The organism is Bradyrhizobium septentrionale, from assembly GCF_011516645.4.
GTDB lineage: Bacteria > Pseudomonadota > Alphaproteobacteria > Rhizobiales > Xanthobacteraceae > Bradyrhizobium > Bradyrhizobium septentrionale.
In genome coordinates this window covers 8639429-8656884 of the sequence record NZ_CP088285.1, presented here as the reverse complement: position 1 = coordinate 8656884, position 17456 = coordinate 8639429, and the positions used below count along the sequence as shown (strand labels likewise).

At 65.4% G+C, this 17456-nt stretch carries 16 protein-coding genes; 13 read left to right on the top strand and 3 right to left on the bottom strand.

Annotated features, from left to right (window positions below; genetic code table 11):
• Positions 1-208: 208 nt before the first annotated feature.
• Positions 209-904, bottom strand: coding sequence for an ArsR/SmtB family transcription factor (locus HAP48_RS43610; protein ID WP_050402286.1), 696 nt, complete (start codon positions 902-904; stop codon positions 209-211).
• A 105-nt stretch (positions 905-1009) separates the two neighbouring features.
• Here HAP48_RS43610 and HAP48_RS43605 point away from each other — a divergent pair, with 105 nt between their 5' ends.
• Positions 1010-1318 (top strand): NIPSNAP family protein, encoded by a 309-nt coding sequence (locus HAP48_RS43605; protein ID WP_166205876.1) that lies wholly within the window; start codon positions 1010-1012, stop codon positions 1316-1318.
• An 82-nt stretch (positions 1319-1400) separates the two neighbouring features.
• On the top strand, positions 1401-2219 hold the full coding sequence (locus tag HAP48_RS43600) for an isocitrate lyase/PEP mutase family protein (protein WP_166205875.1): 819 nt from the start codon (positions 1401-1403) through the stop codon (positions 2217-2219).
• A 64-nt stretch (positions 2220-2283) separates the two neighbouring features.
• On the opposite strand, the gene HAP48_RS43595 is transcribed toward HAP48_RS43600, so the two are convergent.
• Complete coding sequence (locus HAP48_RS43595) at positions 2284-2739, bottom strand: hypothetical protein (RefSeq protein WP_166205874.1); 456 nt, start codon at positions 2737-2739, stop codon at positions 2284-2286.
• 184 nt (positions 2740-2923) lie between these two features.
• Here HAP48_RS43595 and HAP48_RS43590 point away from each other — a divergent pair, with 184 nt between their 5' ends.
• Positions 2924-3565: a trimeric intracellular cation channel family protein gene (locus tag HAP48_RS43590; RefSeq protein ID WP_166205873.1), complete on the top strand. Its 642-nt coding sequence runs from the start codon at positions 2924-2926 to the stop codon at positions 3563-3565.
• Between the two features lie 139 nt (positions 3566-3704).
• Here the strand turns inward: HAP48_RS43590 and HAP48_RS43585 are convergent, their stop codons facing one another.
• Positions 3705-4928 carry a c-type cytochrome gene (locus tag HAP48_RS43585; protein ID WP_166205872.1) on the bottom strand — a complete coding sequence of 408 codons (1224 nt, stop codon included), beginning with the start codon at positions 4926-4928 and terminating at the stop codon, positions 3705-3707.
• 234 nt (positions 4929-5162) lie between these two features.
• On the opposite strand from HAP48_RS43585, the gene HAP48_RS43580 reads away from it, so the two are divergent.
• The 10 genes from HAP48_RS43580 to HAP48_RS43535 all read left to right on the top strand — a co-directional run bounded on the left by HAP48_RS43580 (position 5163) and on the right by HAP48_RS43535 (position 17311).
• Positions 5163-8654: an indolepyruvate ferredoxin oxidoreductase family protein gene (locus tag HAP48_RS43580; RefSeq protein ID WP_166205871.1), complete on the top strand. Its 3492-nt coding sequence runs from the start codon at positions 5163-5165 to the stop codon at positions 8652-8654.
• Positions 8655-8742: 88 nt separating this feature from the next.
• Positions 8743-9087 (top strand): hypothetical protein, encoded by a 345-nt coding sequence (locus HAP48_RS43575; protein ID WP_166205870.1) that lies wholly within the window; start codon positions 8743-8745, stop codon positions 9085-9087.
• Between the two features lie 304 nt (positions 9088-9391).
• On the top strand, positions 9392-10549 hold the full coding sequence (locus HAP48_RS43570; protein ID WP_166205869.1) for a thiolase domain-containing protein: 1158 nt from the start codon (positions 9392-9394) through the stop codon (positions 10547-10549).
• Positions 10549-10938, top strand: a complete 390-nt coding sequence (locus tag HAP48_RS43565) for a Zn-ribbon domain-containing OB-fold protein (protein WP_092114941.1) — start codon at positions 10549-10551, stop codon at positions 10936-10938. Before HAP48_RS43570 ends, HAP48_RS43565 begins: the two co-directional genes overlap by 1 nt.
• A 207-nt stretch (positions 10939-11145) precedes the next feature.
• On the top strand, positions 11146-12006 hold the full coding sequence (locus HAP48_RS43560; RefSeq protein ID WP_166205868.1) for a MaoC family dehydratase: 861 nt from the start codon (positions 11146-11148) through the stop codon (positions 12004-12006).
• A 142-nt stretch (positions 12007-12148) separates the two neighbouring features.
• Positions 12149-13027: an SDR family oxidoreductase gene (locus tag HAP48_RS43555; RefSeq protein ID WP_166205867.1), complete on the top strand. Its 879-nt coding sequence runs from the start codon at positions 12149-12151 to the stop codon at positions 13025-13027.
• 116 nt (positions 13028-13143) lie between these two features.
• Positions 13144-14097 carry a dihydrodipicolinate synthase family protein gene (locus HAP48_RS43550; protein WP_166205866.1) on the top strand — a complete coding sequence of 318 codons (954 nt, stop codon included), beginning with the start codon at positions 13144-13146 and terminating at the stop codon, positions 14095-14097.
• 2 nt (positions 14098-14099) lie between these two features.
• A complete protein-coding gene (locus HAP48_RS43545) occupies positions 14100-14900 on the top strand; it encodes an NUDIX hydrolase (protein ID WP_166205865.1) in 801 nt (266 codons plus the stop codon).
• 388 nt (positions 14901-15288) lie between these two features.
• On the top strand, positions 15289-16200 hold the full coding sequence (locus tag HAP48_RS43540) for a DMT family transporter (protein ID WP_166205864.1): 912 nt from the start codon (positions 15289-15291) through the stop codon (positions 16198-16200).
• Between the two features lie 139 nt (positions 16201-16339).
• On the top strand, positions 16340-17311 hold the full coding sequence (locus tag HAP48_RS43535; RefSeq protein ID WP_166205863.1) for a Bug family tripartite tricarboxylate transporter substrate binding protein: 972 nt from the start codon (positions 16340-16342) through the stop codon (positions 17309-17311).
• Positions 17312-17456: the final 145 nt, after the last annotated feature.

Genomic DNA, 17456 nt, shown 5'->3' with positions numbered 1-17456 from the left:
GGATCATTGCAGAAGCCGTGCCCGATGTCGCCGACCTTAATGGTGCGGGCTGAATGCGACATGAATGTTGCATCTCACGGCTGCGTCCGCGCGCCGCAAGCAGATTCAGCATCAATTCGAAATATTTCGCAGGCGCGAAGGCGGTGCGCGGGAGCGGCGAGGGCGCGAGAATGCGGCGGGGCGCGCATGCCCGCCCCAATGCACGATGCTATTCGCCCGCGCCGAACAGTGCGGCGAACCGCTTCTCGCCGTTTCGCGAAAAATTGACCACGCGGCTGCCCGGCGCAGCATCGCGCGCGGCCCATTTCAGCTCCGTGAAGCGGTCCATCATCGCGGCGCCCAGCGTGCCGGCGAGATGATGCCGCCGCTCGCTCCAGTCGAGGCAGGCCTTGCACACCGGACGGCGCGGATGCGTCAGGGCATCGGCGTCGATCTGCAGCTCCTCGGCCATGAAGCGCTTGCCTTCGCCGGTGAGCTCGATTGCCTGCTTGCTCTGGCGCACCAGCTTCTGCCGTCTCATGCTGTCGAGCATCTGCACGCCGAGATCGCCGGCGAGATGGTCGTAGCAGATGCGGGCGCGGCGCAGCGCCGGATCCTTCGGCCCGGTGCGCACCCGCATGTGGCCGGCGCGGGCGGCGATGCCCTGCAGGCCTTCGAGCACGTCGGCGACGTCGGGGTCAGAGAGCCGATAGTAGCGGTGGCGCCCTTGCTTCTCGGGCTCGATCAGCCCGCCGGCCTCAAGCTTGGCGAGATGCGAGCTCGCGGTCTGCGGCGTGATGCCGGCCTCCTGCGCCAGCTCGCTCGCGGTCAGCGCGCGGCCGGTCATAAGCGCGGTCAGCATGTTGCAGCGTGCGGGATCGCCGACCAGAGCGGCGATCCGGGAAATGTCGGGTCCTGCTTTCATAGTTCGATGATAGACGAAGCATTGGTGTCGGGCAAGCGGGTAGTGTCGGCGTCGGAAGCAGGCTCGTCTTGCGCTCGCAATGACGGACAAATCAGGAGGCAGCCAATGACCATCACCGTCTTCATCCGCTACCAGCTCGATCCGTTCAAGCGCGCGATGTTCGAGGAATATTCGAAGAACTGGCTCTCGATCATTCCGCGCTGCGGCGGCGACCTGCTCGGCTACTGGATGCCGCATGAGGGCACCAACAACATCGGCTTCGCGCTGATCTCGTTCGAAAGCCTCGCCGCCTACGAGGCCTATCGCGCGCGGCTGCGCCAGGACAACGAGGGCATGGCGAACTTCCGCTTCGCGGAGGAAAACCGCTTCATCCTCGCGGAGGAGCGGACATTTCTGCGCAAGGTCGAGGCTTAGCCATTGCACTTCACCGAGCACACTGGCGTGTTGCCCTGTGCGTGCCTATCTCTGCGCGGCCAACGATATCAGGGAGCGACCCATGCCACTGACAACTGCTGACAAACGCGCCGCCTTCAAGAAGCTGCACGAGAGCGGATGCTTCATCATCCCGAACCCGTTCGATGTCGGCAGCGCCCGCGCATTGCAACATCTCGGCTTCAAGGCGCTGGCGTCGACCAGCGCGGGCTTCGCCTGGACCATCGCCAAGGCCGACAACCGCGTCACCGTCGACGACGTCTGCGATCATCTCACCGCGGTGTGCGCGGCGGTCGATATTCCGGTCAACGCGGATTTCGAGGGCGGCTTTGCGGTCGAGCCCGACAAGGTCGCCGTCAACGTCGCGCGCGGCGTCAAGACCGGCGTCGCCGGGCTGTCGATTGAGGATTCCACGGGAGACGCCGCCAATCCGCTGTTCGAGCACAAGCTGGCGGTCGAGCGCATCCGCGCGGCGCGCAAGGCGATCGATGCCGACAACAGCGGCGTGCTGCTCACCGGCCGCTGCGAGGCGTTCCTGTGGGGCAAGCAGGACCTCAATCTGGTGATCGAGCGGCTGCAGGCCTATTCGGATGCCGGAGCCGACGTGCTCTACGCGCCTGGCATCAAGACCAGAGAGGAGATCTCAGCGGTCGTGAAGGCGGTGGCGCCGAAGCCGGTCAATCTCCTGATCGGCGGCCCATCCGAGCTTTCGCTGCAGGCGGTGACCGACCTCGGCGTGCGCCGGATCAGCGTCGGCGGCGCGCTGGCGCGGATGGCCTGGACCGGCGTGATGAAGGCGGCGAAGGAGATGGCCGAGAAAGGCACCTTCACCGAATTCGCCAACGGCTATTCCGGCGGCGAGCTCAACAAGATGTTCAAATAGTCGTCACAAGAAAGCAGCGGGCCGTTTCGGCCCGCTGCTCGCGCCTGGTCAGTGTCGTCGCTCGTTACTTCGCATTCTCGGCCGGCGGGGCGGCCGGCTTGTTCATGTCCGACTTGTTCATGTCAGACTTGTTGATGTCAGATGGCGGGTTGGCCGGTGCTGCCGACGGGCTGGCCGGTGCAGCGCCCGTGGTCATGCCGGGCTGGCTGTTCGACTTCGGCGTCACGTCGCGCATGCCCGGAGGCGGCGCGGCCGGATTGACCGGCTGGGTCTGTGCGGTCTGCGTCGACGGCGTCGTGCCGGCCTCGTGCACCGACGTATTGTTCAACCCGTAGAACAGTGCGCCGAGCACCACGGCCACCGCAACTGCGAACATCGCGACCTTGGTGCTGCTGGCCGGTCCGTCCTGGAGTTCCGGATCCGGCTGCAGCTCGTTGTCCAGGCTGTTGAAGCGCGCCTGACGGCGGATTTCGTCATCGGTCAGGTTGGCGCGATACGGATCGTCAGGTTGGTAAGCCATTTCAAAGTTCCTCCGTTTGCCCCCCAAAGGCTAGACTCAAAGGCTAAACGCAAAGGCTGGACGCAAAGACTAAACGCACGGGACAATCGCTGGCGCGTGGGGATGTTCCGCGGCAATGTTGCAACCCGTTCATGATGGAACCGCCGATTCCAGGGTTCCGAACCTATTCCATGAGGCCTTTCCAATGTGGACCATGCCGCCCGCCGATTCGGTGCTGCACATCCTCTCGTTCATTGCGGTAGCGGCGCAGTCGATGACGGCGGCGCTGGCGGCCGGCAGACGCAGCATGGATTGGGCCGGCGTCTGCATGCTCGGCGCAATCACCGCGCTCGGCGGCGGCACCATCCGCGACGTGCTGCTCGGGCATTATCCGCTGCTCTGGGTCAAGCACCCGATCTACCTCGCGATCGCGGCGGCGGGCGCCTTCGCCACCATCCTGCTGGCGCGGCTGGTGCATAGGCTCAATCTCGCCTTCCTCGTGCTCGATGCGATCGGGCTCGTGGTGTTCACCATGGCCGGCTGCGACATCGCCTGGCAGGTCGAGGCTTCGCTGCCGATCGTGATCGTCTCCGGCATGATCACCGGCTGCGCCGGCGGCGTGCTGCGCGACATCCTCTGCAACGAGGTGCCGCTGCTGTTCCGCAGCGAGCTCTACGCCAGCGTATCCGTGGTGACGGGGCTGTTCTATGCGACGGCCTTCGGCCTGCATCTCAACGACCAGATCTGGACCGTGCTGACCTTCGCCCTCGGCCTGACGTTCCGGATGCTGGCGATCCGCTACAAATGGGAGATGCCGAAATTCGTGTTCAGCGGCGAGGAGCGGTAAGCGGCTACTCGCGCCCCGGACGCAGCGCAGCGCGCTCGCGGTGCGCTGCTGAGCCGGGGCCCATGTCAGCCGCTGAGCCAGGTGGGTCCCGGTTCTGCGGAGCAGCGCATCGCGCCGCACCGCGCCCGGGACACGATACCTATTTCCTCCGCGCCTTGGCGACCTCGTCCGCGCTCACGGCTGGCGCCGCGTTGCCCCAGGCATTGCGGATATAGGTCGCAACGTCGGCGACCTCCTGGTCGGTCAGCTTCGGATAGGCCGGCATCGAGCCTGCGTTCGGCGCGCGCGGCGTGGTCACGGTCTGGGCGCCATCGAGGATGATGCGCAGCGTGCTCGCCGGATTGGCCGATTGCAGATTGGCGTTGCCGGGCAGCGGCGGATAGATCCGCGGCGCGCCCGAGCCGTCAAGCTCATGGCAGGCGATGCAGGCGCCGCGATAGATCCGCTCGCCGTCGCTCATCTGCGCAGGCGAGGGCGGGGTGACCGCAGGCTCCGGCGCGCCGGCCGGCAGGCTCTTCAGATAGACCGCGATCGCGCGCACATCGGTGTCGCTCATCTTCGAGGTCGAGTTGACCACCACCTCCGACATCAGGGGGCCGGCATGGCTGTGCCCGTTGCGGCCGCTCTGCAGACATTCGGCGATGTCACCAGCGCTCCAGGATTTCAGCCCGCTGCGCTCAGCGCCGTCGAGCCTCGGCGCGAACATGCCCTGAACGATGCTGCCGCCGAACGCCTGGTCGCGTCTGTCGGCGCCGAACGCATTCTTCGGCGTGTGGCAGGCGCCGCAATGGGCGAGGCCTTCGACGAGGTAGCGACCGCGATTCCATTCCGTGCCCTTGCTCTGGTCCGGCTGGATGATGCCGGGCACAAGGAACAGATAATTCCACGCCCGCATCAGCCCGCGATAGTTGAGCGGCCAGCGCAGCTCCGGCGGCGGCGCCTTGTTGCTGACCGGCGCCAGCGTCGCGAGATAGGCGCGGATCGCCATTATGTCGTCGCGGATCAGTTTGGTGAAAAAGGGGTAGGGGAAGGCGGGATAATAATGCGCCCCGTCTGGCGAGACGCCGCTGCGCAGCGCGCGGAGGAAATCGTCGTCGCTCCGGCCGCCGATGCCGGTATCGCGGTCGGGGGTGAGGTTCGGCGAGAACACCGCGCCGAATGGCGTGTCGATCCGCTTGCCGCCGGCGAACGGCTTTGCCGGATCGGCAGTGTGGCAGCTCGCGCAGTCGCCGGCGATGGTGAGCGCCTTGCCGCGGGCGATGACGTCGTCGGTGGCTTGAGCTGCGCATTCGCGGGCCGCGAACGCACTGCACAACAGCACAACGGCCAGAATCGCACCCGTCGCTCGATGTCGTCGCCGCATCCAATCACCTTCCGGTCCACAAGACGCGTTACGCCATTTCGCCGCGGGCCTGTCCTGCGACAGAAACCGAAACGGCGCTCCGATATTCCCGGCACTAAGTTGCGATTTTTGGGCGACCGGCTTGGTCGCCCAGAATTGTGCTGCGCAGGCGAGAAAATCCGACATAGACTGGTTCTAACAAGTTCGGATGACTAGCTAAAATGCAGTCGTCGCGACCAGCGCAAAGAGGGCTAAATGGGAATCAACCAAGGGCCTATCAGCCTCGACCAGAAATACACCCAGGGCACCGGCCACGTCTTCATGACCGGCATCCAGGCGCTGGTCCGCCTGCCCATGGCGCAGATCAGACGCGACCGCGCCGCAGGCCTCAACACGGCAGGCTTCATCTCCGGCTATCGCGGTTCCCCCCTCGGCGGTTACGACCAGCAGCTGTTCGCCGCCCGCAAGCATCTCGAGCAGTACAACATCAAATTCCAGCCCGGCGTGAACGAAGACCTCGCGGCCACTGCGATCTGGGGCTCGCAGCAGCTCGCGCTGTCGCCCGGCGCCAAATATGATGGCGCGGTCGGCATTTGGTACGGCAAAGGCCCCGGCGTCGACCGCTGCGGCGACGTGTTCCGCCACGGCAATGCGGCCGGCTCCGCCAAGCATGGCGGTGTGCTCTGCCTTGCCGGCGACGACCACGGCGCGAAATCCTCCACCGTCCCGCATCAGTCCGACCACGCCTTCATCTCCGCGCTGATGCCCTACCTCTATCCCTCCAGCATCCATGAAATGATCGAGATGGGCCTCCTGGGTATCGCGATGTCGCGTTACTCGGGCTGCTGGGTCGGCATGAAGGTGATCACCGAGACGGTCGAGACCACCGCCGAGATCGACCTGACCGACGAGATGACGCCGTTCGTCATTCCGACGGACTTCGAGCTGCCGCCCGGCGGCCTGAACATCCGCTGGCCCGACGACCGTTTCGAGCAGGACCGCAGGCTGCAGGACTACAAGGGCTTTGCCGCGATCGCCTTTGCCCGCGCCAACAGGGTCAACCGCATCACCATGGATTCGCCGAACGCGCGCTACGGCATCATGGCCTCGGGCAAGAGCTATGAGGATATCCGCCAGGCGCTGCGCGAGCTCGGCATCACGCCCGAGATCGCCGCCAAGATCGGCCTTCGGCTCTACAAGATCGGCATGCCGTGGCCGCTGGAGCCGGAAGGCGTGCGCAACTTCGCCGTCGGCCTCGAGGAGATCTTCATCGTCGAGGAGCGCCGCGAGATCGTCGAGAACCAGGTCAAGCAGGAGCTGTTCAACTGGCGCGACGACGTCCGCCCGCGCATCGTCGGCAAGATGGACGATCACGACAAGCGCTTCCTGACCTTCGCCGCCGAGCTCAGCGTGGCTTCGCTTGCGAGCTCGCTCACCGAACGGCTGCTTCGACTTAATCTCAATCCCGAAATCGCCGAGATGCTCCGCGCCAAGGCCGACTGGTTCAACGGCCGCCAGTCGACCCAGATGCAGGCGACCGCACCGGTCACCCGCACACCGTATTTCTGCTCGGGCTGCCCGCACAACACCTCGACCAAGGTGCCCGAAGGAAGCCGCGCACTGGCCGGCATCGGCTGCCACTTCATGGCGCTGTGGATGAACCGCTCGACCGAGACCTTCACCCATATGGGCGGCGAGGGCGTGCCGTGGGTCGGCATCGCGCCGTTCACCAACGAGAACCACATCTTCGCCAATCTCGGCGATGGCACCTATTTCCACTCCGGCATCCTCGCGATCCGCCAGTCGATCGCCTCCAAGGCCAACATCACCTACAAGATCCTGTACAATGACGCGGTCGCGATGACCGGCGGCCAGCGTCACGACGGCGATCTCTCGCCGCAGCAGATCACCTTCCAGCTCCACGCCGAAGGCATTCGCGAGATCTATCTGGTCTCGGAAACTCCCGACGCCTATCCGGCCGATACGATCGCGCCCGGCGTCAAGCTGTTCCATCGCGACGAGCTCGAAAACGTCCAAAAGATGTGCCGCGACACCAAGGGCACCTCGGCGATCGTGTTCGTGCAGACCTGCGCCGCCGAGAAGCGCCGTCGCCGCAAGCGTGGCCTGATGGAGGATCCGCAGCGCCGCGTGCTGATCAATCCCGCGGTCTGCGAAGGCTGCGGCGACTGCTCGGTGCAGTCGAACTGCATCTCGGTCGAGCCGCTGGAGACCGAGCTCGGGCGTAAGCGCACCATCAACCAGTCGACCTGCAACAAGGACTATTCCTGCGTGAAGGGCTTTTGCCCGTCCTTCGTCACGGTCGACGGCGGCAAGCTCAGGCGTCGCGCGCCGCCCGATCTCGGCAGCATCGACAATCTGCCGGAGCCGGCATCGAAGCCCGCGCTCGACCGTCCCTACAACATCGCGGTCGGCGGCGTCGGCGGCACCGGCGTCCTGACCATCGGCGCGCTGCTCGGCATGGCCGCGCACATCGAGGGCAAGGCCTCGATGATCCTCGACATGTCCGGCCTTGCGCAAAAGGGCGGCGCGGTGCTGAGCCATGTCCGGCTCTCCGAGCACACCGCTGATGTGACCTGTTCGCGCATCGTGACCGGCACCGCCGATCTGGTGCTCGCCGCCGACGAGGTCGTGGCGGCCTCCAAGGACACCATCACGCTGTGCGATGCGAGCCGCACCGTCGGCATCATCAACAGCCACGTGATCCCGACCGCGGATTTCATCCTCAACCGTGACTTCAACTTCCAGAGCCGTAAGGTCAACAGCGTGCTGGAGACCGAGCTGCGCAAGGACTCCGCCTTCTTCGACTTCACCAAGCCGGCCGAGGCGCTGCTCGGCGATAGCATCGCCACCAACATCATGATGATGGGCTTTGCCTATCAGCGCGGACTGCTGCCGCTGTCGGCGGAGGCGATCCAGCAGGCGATCGAGGTCAACGGCGTCTCGATCAAGATGAACACGCAGGCGTTCCAGCTTGGCCGTCTGGCCGCGGCCGATCCGGCACGGCTGAGCGGGATGATGAAAGGCGAGGACGAGGCCGCGCCGCCGAAGACGCTGGATGCGATGTCGCTCGACGAGATCATCACCCATCGTATGGGGTTGCTGACCGACTATCAGAACGCGCGGCTCGCCAAGCGTTATCGCAAGCTGGTCGACCAGGTGCGCGACGTCGCCACCAAGGGCGGCTATGGCGAGGCGCTGCCGCGGGCGGTCGCGATCAACTACGCCAAGCTGCTCGCCTACAAGGACGAGTACGAGGTGGCGCGGCTGTTCACCGACGGCCGCTTCGAGAAGCAGCTGCGCGACCAGTTCGAAGGCGAGTTCAAGTTCAGCTTCAATCTCGCGCCGCCGATCCTCGGCGGCGGGCTCGACGCGCAGGGCCGTCCGAAGAAGCGTGCGTTCGGTTCGTGGATGATGTCGGCCTTCAGGGTGATGGCGCGGTTCCGCTTCCTGCGCGGCACGCCGCTCGACGTCTTCGGCTACAACGCCGACCGCAAGCTCGAGCGCGATCTGATCGCAGGCTACGAGAAGGATGTCGCGACGGTGCTGGGTCTGCTGTCGCCGCTCAATCACGACATCGCGGTCGAATTGCTGTCGCTGCCCGACCGCATCCGCGGGTACGGCCCGGTGAAGGACAAGGCGATCAACGAGGCGAAGGTTCGCTACGCGCAACTCGCCGCCGATCTCGCCAACCCGCCGCCGGCGCCGCGGCAGATGGCGGCGGAGTAGGCGTAGCCACGATGCGTATGGTGGGTTAGCGAAGCGTAACCCGCCATCGCATTCACACGCTGATGCTTCGATAGGTAACGACTTGGGCATGGATACGAGTCAGAGAATCGTCACGCAGGCGCCGCTCACAGAACTCTGGGACAGCAACGGGCCGTTGGACGCGCATCGCACTGAGCCGGTAGGCGAGGCAGATGTCGTTCGGCTTCTGCGGAATGGCTCGACCATGGTAGTTGCCGACGTAGGCCTTCCGCTGTGTTGGATAGCTGCGGATGATCGCTTTGCGTTCTGGAAGGATGAAGTGAAGCGTCGTTTGGCGGTACCAAATGTGGATCGCCTTGATCTCAGCGATTATCCGGCCAACTACTGCTATGCCGCATCGATGTGGTCGTGCGCGTCGCTTGGAGCTGTGATCGTCCTGGAAAAGCATCACTAGCCTGCCGGCATACGCTGCGTAGTAGGCGTGGCCACATACTCCGTGTCGTCCCGGGCAAGCGGAGCGCGACCCGGGACCCATAACCACAGGGTTGTGTTGTTGGACCGAGCTGCGGTCCCAGCGTCGCGCAGCAACGAATAGCGGTGGTTATGGGTCCCGGCTTTCGCCGGGACGACGCCAGCTTTGCGGCGCGCATATTGCTCGCTAATAGCAGTCTCGCCTGACGGAATATTTCCGCGCTTGCCAAGGCCGCGACGGCGGTTCAGAAAAACGCTGGAGCCAGGAAACGCCAGCGGAGAGCGATTTGACCATCAAGGGCAAGGCCTACATTGCCGGGATCTACGAACATCCCACCCGGCATGCACCGGATAAATCAACAGCACAGCTGCACGCCGAGGTCGCCAAGGGTGCGATCGAGGATGCCGGGCTCACCAAGGACGACATCGACGGCTATTTCTGCGCCGGCGACGCGCCGGGCGGGCTGTGGCCGATGGTCGATTACCTCGGGCTCAATACGAAGAAACTGCGTCACATCGATTCCACCGAGACCGGCGGCTGTTCCTATCTGATCCATCTCGGCCACGCCGCCGAGGCGATCGCCGCCGGCAAATGCTCGGTCGCGCTGGTCACGCTGGCAGGCAAGCCGCGCACCGGCCCGATGCCGCCGCGCGCCTCCGGCGCCGAGGCCGATTTCGAATCCGCCTACGGGGCTACCACGCACAATGCCTATGGCATGTGTGCCATGCGCCATATGCACGACTACGGCACCACCTCGGAGCAACTCGCCTGGATCAAGGTCGCGGCCTCGCATCACGCGCAATACAATCCGCATGCGATGCTGAAGGAGGTCGTGACCGTCGAGGACGTGCTGAACTCGCCGATGATCTCCGATCCGCTGCACCGGATGGATTGCTGCGTCGTCACCGACGGCGGTGGCGCGATGATCGTCACCACGCCGGAGATCGCCAGGAGCCTGAAGAAGCCGCTGGTGCGCCTGATCGGTCATGGCGAGGCGGCGAAGGGCCCGCGCGGCGGCAAGGATCTCGACCTGACGTATTCGGCCGGCGTGTGGTCCGGCCCGCGCGCGTTCGAGGAAGCGGGCGTGACGCCAAAGGACATCAAATACGCCTCGATCTATGACAGCTTCACCATCACGGTGCTGATGCAGCTCGAGGGCCTCGGCTTCTGCAAGAAGGGTGAGGGCGGCAAGTTCGTCGCCGATGGCAATCTGATCTCGGGTGTCGGCAAGCTGCCGTTCAACACCGATGGCGGCGGGCTGTGCAGCAACCATCCCGTCAATCGCGGCGGCATGACGAAAATCCTCGAGGCTGTGCGCCAGTTGCGCGGCGAGGCGCATCCGAAGGTGCAGGTGAAGAACTGCGACCTCGCGATCGCCCACGGCACCGGCGGTCTGCTCGGCGTTCGCCACGCCGCCTCAACCTGCATTCTGGAGCGTGCGTGATGTCTGAAGCGAAGAAGTACAATGCCCCGGTGACCAACCCGGAGACCGCGCCGTTCTGGGAAGCGGCGAAGGCGGGCAAGTTCATGATCAAGCGCTGCACCACCTGCGGCGAAGCGCATTACTTCCCGCGCGCGATCTGCCCGTTCTGCTTCTCCGACAAGACGGTGTGGGAAGAATCGAGCGGCGAGGCGACGGTCTACACCTACAGCCTGATGCGGAAGTCGCCGACTGGTCCCTATGCGATCGCCTATGTGACGCTGAAAGAAGGCCCGTCGCTGCAGACCAACATCGTCGATTGCGATCTGGAGAAGGTGAAGATCGGCCAGAAGGTGAAGGTGGTGTGGAAGCCGACCGACGGCGCCCCGCTGCCGTTCTTCACGCCGGCCTGATTTTACCCTCTCCCCTTGTGGGAGAGGGTGCCTTCGCCGAAGGCGAAGGCGGGTGAGGGGTCTCTCTCCGCGCAAAGGATCTCTCTGCGGCGCGAACCCCTCACCGAAGCGAGTTTGTGACGACTGCCGGTGTAGCCCTCTCCCACAAGGGGAGAGGGCACCTCAATTGGCGGCGCAGCAGGAAAAAGGTTCGGGGAGAAGACAACAATGCCGATCGTGTACGAACAGCTGATGGCCCTGAAAAATCTCGGCCAGAAATACAGCTACAGCGACCGCGAGGTGATGCTGTACGCCTATGGCATCGGGCTCGGCGCCGATCCTATGGACGAGAAGGAGCTCGCCTTCGTCAACGAGGGCGTGCTGACGCCGCGCCCGCTCAAGGTGGTACCGACATTTGCCTCGGTCGCCGCGTGGGGCGCCGGTCCCGGCGAGATGAATCTGAACCGCGTGATGGTGGTCGACGGCGAGCGCGACATCACCTTCCACAAGCCGTTCGCGACCGCGGCCCACGTCACGGCCGACTCGACCGTGCTCGACGTGTTCGACAAGGGCAAGGACAAGGGCGCGGTGATCCGGCACCAGACCGTGCTCAGGTGCGAGAAGGGCGAGAAACTCGCCACGCTGGTTGCCTCGCGCTTCGCACGTGGCGATGGCGGGTTCGGCGGCCCGTCCGAAGGCCAGCCCGAGCCGCACAAGGTGCCGGAGCGCGCACCTGACAAGGTCGTCGACATCACCACGCGGCCCGACCAGGCGCTGGTCTACCGGCTCTGCGGCGATCGCAACCCGCTGCACTCCGATCCGGAATTTGCGAAGAAGGCCGGCTTCCCGCGGCCGATCCTGCACGGCATGTGCACCTACGGCATCACCTGCCGCGGCGTGCTTCAGACCTATGCCGACTACGATCCGTCCGCCTTCAAGCAGCACGTGGCGCGGTTCTCCTCGCCGGTGTTTCCCGGCGAGACCGTGACCATGGAGCTGTGGAAGGACGGCAACGTGGTGTCGTTCGAGGCCAAGGTGAAGTCGCGCGGCGTCACCGTGATCAAGAGCGGCAAGACGGTGCTGGCGTAGCTCTTGTGCCCCGGATGCAACGCAGCGCGCAAGCGGTGCGATGCAGAGCCGGGGCCCAGTCGCCGGGTGTGGGTCCCGGCTCTGCGAAGCAGCGTTTCACGCTGCATCGCGTCCGGGACACGATAACAAGGGAGAAGAAACGATGGGATTACTCGACGGCAAGGTGGCGCTGATCACGGGCGCCGGCGGCGGACTGGGTGAAGCCTACGCACAACTGTTTGCGCGCGAGGGCGCGGCAGTCGTCGTCAACGATCTCGGCGGCCCGCGCGACGGCTCGGGCTCCGACAAGTCGATGGCCGACAAGGTGGTCGATGCGATCAAGGCCGAGGGCGGCCGCGCGGTCGCGAACGGCGCCGACATCTCGACGCTCGCCGGCGGCCAGTCGGTGTTCGACGACGCCATCAAGCATTTCGGCCGCGCCGACATCCTGGTCAATAACGCCGGCATCCTGCTCGACGAGACCTTCCACAAGGCCAAGGAAGCCAACTGGGACAGGGTGATGAAGGTGCATCTGAAGGGCACCTTCTGCTGCACCCAGCCGGTGTTCAAATGGATGCGCGACAATGGCGGCGGCGTCATCGTCAACACGTCGTCGACCTCGGGCCTGATCGGCAATTTCGGACAGACCAATTACGGCGCGGCCAAGGGCGGCATCTGGGGCCTCTCCAACGTGCTGGCGATCGAGGGCCGCAAGTACAACATCCGGATCTGGACGCTGGCACCCGGCGCACTGACCCGCATGACCGCAGACCTGCCCCGCTACAAGGAGAACCCGGGTGCGGCGCTCGGACCGGATGGCATTGCGCCGGCCGTGCTCTACATGGTCAGCGACTTGTCGGGCGACCAGACCGGCAAGGTTCTCGGCGTCTCGGGCCCCCGTGGCGTCCGCGAGATGCGGATGATGGAAATGGAGGGCTGGAAGCCGCCGTTCACCGGTTGGAAGGCCGAGGACATCGCCACCCACGCCAAGGAGATCTTCTTCTCCGAGGAGCAGATCAAGATGGGCGCGCGGCGGTTTTAGTGGGCTGTCATTCCGGGGCACGCGAAGCGTGAGCCCGGAATCCATGCTACTACGGATGAATGGATTCCGGGCTCGCGCTGACGCGCGCCCCCGGAATGACGAAGAAAGGCTAGACCATGAAACTCACCGCCCAGGCCGCAGGCACCTTCGCGATCGCGCCGACCCCGTTCCACGACGACGGCCGCATCGACGAGGCGTCGATCGATCGGCTGACCGATTTCTACACCGAGGTCGGCTGCGACGGCGTCACGGTGCTGGGCATCCTGGGCGAGGCGCCGAAGCTCGATGCTGCCGAGGCGGAGCAGGTTGCGCTGCGCTTCGTCAAGCGCGCCAAGAAGCTGCAGGTGATCGTCGGCGTCTCGGCGCCGGGCTTTGCCACGATGCGCTCGCTGGCGAAGAAGTCGATGGATGCGGGCGCCGCCGGCGTGATGATCGCACCGCCGCCGCATCTGCGCACCGATGACCAGATCTCAGGCTACTTCAAGCAGGCGCAGGAGGCGATCGGCGACGATATTCCCTGGGTGCTGCAGGACTATCCGTTGACGCTGACCGTCGTGTTTACGCCCGCAGTGATCCGCAAGATCGTGATGGATTCGCCGTCCTGCGTGATGCTCAAGCACGAGGACTGGCCCGGCCTGGAGAAGATCTCGACCTTGCGCAACTTCCAGAAGGACGGCTCGCTGCGGCCGCTGTCTATTTTGGTGGGCAATGGCGGCCTGTTCCTCGATTTCGAGATGGAGCGCGGCGCCGACGGTGCGATGACCGGCTATGCTTTCCCCGAGCTCCTGATCGACGTCGTCAACCTATCCAAGGCAGGAAAACGCGATGCCGCACACGATCTGTTCGACGCGCATCTGCCGCTGATCCGCTATGAGCAGCAGCCCGGCGTCGGGCTGACCGTGCGCAAATACGTGCTGCAGAAGCGCGGCATCATCTCGTCCAGCGCCCAGCGCAAGCCGGGTACTGTCATCACGCCGCAGGCGAGGGCGGAAGTCGACTATCTGCTCTCCCGCGTGGCGCGCGTCGACCGCCGCGCCAATCTGCAACCGCAATCCAGTGCAGCAGGCTAATCATGACCGAGATCGTTGCCCCGCGCCTTGCCTCGACCGTGCTGTTGCTGCGTGACGGCACGTCGGCGCGCGAAATTGAAATTTTCATGATGGTCCGCCATCACCAGATCGAGTTCAACTCGGGCGCGCTGGTGTTTCCGGGCGGCAGCGTCGACAAGAACGACAAGGAGATCGCGGCCAATCCCGCGCTCTATTCCGGCGGGGAAGGCCTCGACGCCGACGCGCTCGGCTTCCGCATCGCGGGGATCCGCGAGACCTTCGAGGAGAGCGGCATTCAGCTGGCGCGGCCGAGCGGGTCGAAGGACCTGGTCGACGCCAGGCGCGCGAGCGAGATCGCGACCGCGCATCGCGCGGCCCTGAACGAAGGCAAGATCACCTTCCACAAGGTGCTGACCGACAACGGCATGGTGCTGGCGCTCGACGCGCTCGTGCCCTACGCGCACTGGATCACGCCGGAGGGCATGCCGAAGCGGTTCGACACCTGGTTCTTCCTCGCCGCCGCGCCGCCCGAGCAGCTCGGCGCCCATGACGGCAAGGAATCCACCGACTCGATCTGGGTATCGCCGCGCGAGGCGCTGGAGGGCGGCGAGACCGGCCGCTTCAAGCTGCCGTTCCCGACCACGCGCAACCTGATCAAGCTCGGCAAGCAGCCGAATGTCGGCGCCGCGCTCGCCGATAGCAAGGGCAAGCCGGTCGTCGCCGTGATGCCCGTGATGACCAAGACCGCCACCGGCCGCCAGCTCCGCATCCCCAAGGAAGCCGGTTACGACGGCGAGGTGTTTGAGGTCGGCGCGCTGGGGTAGTCCCGTCACCCTGAGGAGCGCGCTCTTGCGCGCGTCTCGAAGGGTCGACGGCCCGACTGTGGCCGTGCATCCTTCGAGACGCCGCTGCGCGGCTCCTCAGGATGACGGTTCGGCATCTTCACACTTCGATCTGTAACGAAGGAGCGGCGCAACAAATTCGACGTCGTCCCGGCGAAAGCCGGGACCCATAACCACCGATCTTCATTGTTGCGCGACGCTGGGGCCACACCTTTTTCCAACAACACAACCCTGTGGTTATGGGTCCCGGCCTTCGCCGGGACGACGACGGGAGAGAGAATCGCTTTCTCCACATTTCGGCCTGTAGCGAAGTATCATCGCCTCGCGCCGATCTAGGCTCCGTCTCAATTCACGAGACGGAATCGGCACCATGACCGCCACCACGCCCAGCCAACCCGGCATGGCCTTCGAGCTGGCCCTGCTGCTCGCGCTCGCCACGCTCTGGGGCGGCTCCTACACCTTCATCAAGCTTGGCGTTGCGACCATCCCGCCGATCACGCTGATCGCGGCGCGCACGGCGATCGCAGGGCTGCTGCTGCTCGTCATCATGCGGATGCGCGGCGTGACGATGCCGAGGGATGGCGCGACCTGGCGCCGCTTCATCTTCCAGGCCTGCCTCAACAGCGTGATCCCGTGGACGCTGATCGCCTGGGGCGAGCGCTACGTCGATGCCGGGCTCGCCACCATCCTCAATTCGGCCTCGCCGATCTTCACCTTCCTGTTCACCGCCGCGATCACCCGCCATGAGGCGGCGAGCCCGCGCAAACTGTTCGGGGTGATCGCCGGCATGGCCGGCATCTGCCTGATCGTCGGCGTCGATGCATTCCGCGATCTCGGCGCGGGGATCGTGGCCGAGGTCGCGATCGTCGCCGCCACCATCTGCTACGCCTGCGCCGCGATCTTCAGCCGCGGCTTCAAGGGGCTCGATCCGATGGCGCCGGCGGCGGGCTCGCTGATCGCGGGTGCCGCGATCCTCACGCCGCTCAGCCTCGCCGTCGAGCGGCCGTGGACGCTGTCGCCCTCGACTAGCTCGCTGCTCGCTCTGCTGGCGCTTGCGGTGTTCTCGACCGCGATCGCCTTCGTGATCTACTTCCGCCTGATCCAGACCCTCGGCTCGGTCGGCACCACCGCACAGGCCTATCTGCGGGTACCGATCGGGGTTGCGCTCAGCGTCGCATTTCTGGGCGAGCGGCTGAGCGCGACGGCCTGGATCGGGCTCGCCTGTGTCGTGGTCGGCGTCGCCGCGATGACGATTCCGGCGCGAAAAATCGCCACCGCCTGAGGTCATCGCCGCGATGACGATTCCGGTGCGAAGGATCGCCACGGCCTGAAGTTTCGTCAGCCGAAACCCGCGCCTTGCTGCCGCGGGCCAATCCCTGCATCCTGCCCGCAACGAGATCACGGGTTACGGAAACGGGACGATGCTGCGGCGGATCAGCCTCATTGCCGGTGCGTGCCTGGCGTTGCTGGCGATGGCGGACATGGCGCGCGCGCAGGATTTTCCGAGCCGGCCGATCCGCATCGTGCTTCCCTATGCGCCGGGCAGCGTCGCCGACGTGTTCGCGCGCATCGTCGTACAGGACATGCAGGAGCAGTGGAAGGGCACGATCGTCGTCGAGGCCAAATCCGGCGCCAACGGCTCGATCGCGGCTGAGGAGGTCGCGCGCGCCGCGCCCGACGGCTACACGTGGCTGTTGGTGACGACCTTCTTCACCGCCAGCCCGGCGCTCAGCACCCAGCTGCGCTGGGACCCGGTGAAAGACTTCGCGCCGATCGGCCAGATCTGCCTCGCGCCGAACTTCTTCATCGTGCCGGCCTCGCTGCCGGTGAAAACCGTCGCCGACTACGTCGCGCTCGCCAAGGCCAAGCCGGGCACGCTGAACTACAGCCATCCCGGTAAGGGCTCGACCGGCCATCTCGGCTTCGAGCTGTTCAAGCGGCTGGCCGGGATCGACGTCACCGCGATCGGCTATCGCGGCTATCCGCAGATGGTGCCCGACATCGCGAGCGGCCTGATCACCTCGAGCTTCCTGTCGGCCAACCAGGCGCTGGCCCAGGTGCAGTCCGGCAGCATCCGGATCATCGGCGCGATCAGCGACGGCCGCTCGAAATATTTCCCCGATGTGCCGACCTTGGCCGAGCAGGGCTATGCCGAGGCGCAGGTGACGCCGTGGTTCGGCTTTGTGGTGCCATCAGCCACGCCGCAGCCGGTGGTCGAACGCATCAGCGCGGCGCTGGAAACGGCGCTGGCCTCCGCCGCGGTGCGGCAGAAGCTCGACGTCGCCGGCTGCGACGCCACGAGCGCGCCGCTTGGGCGCTTCGCCGACATCATCAAGGCGGATGTCGCCCTCTGGGCCAGGGTGGTCAAGGAAGCCGGCATCCCGCCCGACTAGGCCCGACGTCGCCCTGTGCCGGAATCAGCCACCGGCTGCTATCATCGGGGTGACACAGATCACACCGCCGGCCGGCTCAGCCGCCTAGCATGTTTACCCAAAGCCCGTATTTTCCCGTATATTGGGCGTATTGGACCCCGGCCTT

Bases quoted from the DNA above. Each gene is read 5' to 3' on its own strand.
- HAP48_RS43610 (WP_050402286.1), bottom strand. From the start codon at position 904: ATGAAAGCAGGACCCGACATTTCCCGGATCGCCGCTCTGGTCGGCGAT.
- HAP48_RS43605 (WP_166205876.1), top strand. From the start codon at position 1,010: ATGACCATCACCGTCTTCATCCGCTACCAGCTCGATCCGTTCAAGCGC.
- HAP48_RS43600 (WP_166205875.1), top strand. From the start codon at position 1,401: ATGCCACTGACAACTGCTGACAAACGCGCCGCCTTCAAGAAGCTGCAC.
- HAP48_RS43595 (WP_166205874.1), bottom strand. From the start codon at position 2,739: ATGGCTTACCAACCTGACGATCCGTATCGCGCCAACCTGACCGATGAC.
- HAP48_RS43590 (WP_166205873.1), top strand. From the start codon at position 2,924: ATGTGGACCATGCCGCCCGCCGATTCGGTGCTGCACATCCTCTCGTTC.
- HAP48_RS43585 (WP_166205872.1), bottom strand. From the start codon at position 4,928: ATGCGGCGACGACATCGAGCGACGGGTGCGATTCTGGCCGTTGTGCTG.
- HAP48_RS43580 (WP_166205871.1), top strand. From the start codon at position 5,163: ATGGGAATCAACCAAGGGCCTATCAGCCTCGACCAGAAATACACCCAG.
- HAP48_RS43575 (WP_166205870.1), top strand. From the start codon at position 8,743: ATGGATACGAGTCAGAGAATCGTCACGCAGGCGCCGCTCACAGAACTC.
- HAP48_RS43565 (WP_092114941.1), top strand. From the start codon at position 10,549: ATGTCTGAAGCGAAGAAGTACAATGCCCCGGTGACCAACCCGGAGACC.
- HAP48_RS43560 (WP_166205868.1), top strand. From the start codon at position 11,146: ATGCCGATCGTGTACGAACAGCTGATGGCCCTGAAAAATCTCGGCCAG.
- HAP48_RS43555 (WP_166205867.1), top strand. From the start codon at position 12,149: ATGGGATTACTCGACGGCAAGGTGGCGCTGATCACGGGCGCCGGCGGC.
- HAP48_RS43550 (WP_166205866.1), top strand. From the start codon at position 13,144: ATGAAACTCACCGCCCAGGCCGCAGGCACCTTCGCGATCGCGCCGACC.
- HAP48_RS43545 (WP_166205865.1), top strand. From the start codon at position 14,100: ATGACCGAGATCGTTGCCCCGCGCCTTGCCTCGACCGTGCTGTTGCTG.
- HAP48_RS43540 (WP_166205864.1), top strand. From the start codon at position 15,289: ATGACCGCCACCACGCCCAGCCAACCCGGCATGGCCTTCGAGCTGGCC.
- HAP48_RS43535 (WP_166205863.1), top strand. From the start codon at position 16,340: ATGCTGCGGCGGATCAGCCTCATTGCCGGTGCGTGCCTGGCGTTGCTG.